We start from the raw sequence: 1020 nt of genomic DNA, 5'->3' as shown, positions 1-1020 counted from the left end.
GTGGGCCTCGCATTGGACGCACAACGAATTCAATTTCAAGTCCGATGTTCAAGACTATCACACCTCTCTCTCTGAGGAGGAGCGCGGTGTTATCAAGCGTGCGATCTTGCTCATCTCTCAGGTTGAGGTAGCAGTCAAATCGTACTGGTCTAACATAGGAAAGCATCTTCCTAAGCCAGAGATCGCCGATATGGGTGCTGTCTTTGGCGGAGTGGAAGTCATACACTCGCGTGCTTATTCGGAGATCCTCAGCAAGCTTGGTCTGGAGGATGAGTTTATCACACTGCTTGACAACAAGCCTGTAATGAATCGTGTCACATACCTCAACAAGTATGTAGATCGTGTTTACAAGGACGATAAGAAGCAGTTCCTGTACAGCCTCATCCTGTTTACCCTGTTTACTGAGAATGTATCTCTCTTCAGCCAGTTCTACACAATCCTCGGATTCAACAGGTTCAACGCTGTCCTCAAAGACACGGCGAACGTTGTTCAATACACGAGCAAGGAGGAGAACCTGCATGCTGAAGGAGGTATGGCGCTTATCAATCAGATCCGTCGGGAGCATCCAGAGCTCTTTGACGAGGAGCTTGAGAAGCGTATCATCGAAGAAGCACACGTAGCACTAGCTGCTGAAAGTGGTTTGATTGATTGGATATTGCAAGGCTTTGAGAATCAGTTCCTTAGCTACGATATCTTAAACAACTACTTGAAGAGCAGAGTCAATGAGAGCCTGAGTCGCATCGGCTTCGATTTCAAATTCCCTGTTGTAAAATCTGTGGTGGACGTTACAGAATGGATGGATGAAGAAGTCTTTGCCTCAGCTCTCTCTGACTTCTTTCACAAAAAACCTATCGACTACGCCAAGAGCACTAAGAGTTTCACCGCAGAAGAACTATTCTAATGAAAGATTTTTACTGGGTCACAGAAGAGACCCGACAATTTATGGAGAAGGGGTACCTCGAACCTGGACAAACTGTCGAAGAGAGGGTGAGGGAGATTGCTGATCACGCACAGTCTATC

Annotated in this window: 1 protein-coding gene; it reads left to right on the top strand. The window is 46.6% G+C overall.

Annotated features, from left to right (window positions below):
* Positions 1–901, top strand: a 901-nt coding sequence (locus tag EBR25_14540; protein ID NBW42187.1) for a ribonucleotide reductase, incomplete at its 5' end; no start/stop codon positions are given.
* Positions 902–1020 lie beyond the last annotated feature (119 nt).

The organism is bacterium (genome assembly GCA_009926305.1).
Classification (GTDB): Bacteria; Bdellovibrionota_C; UBA2361; order UBA2361; family RFPC01; genus RFPC01.
Note: the sequence above shows the minus strand (reverse complement) of the source record. Positions and strands in the feature narration are given on the sequence as shown.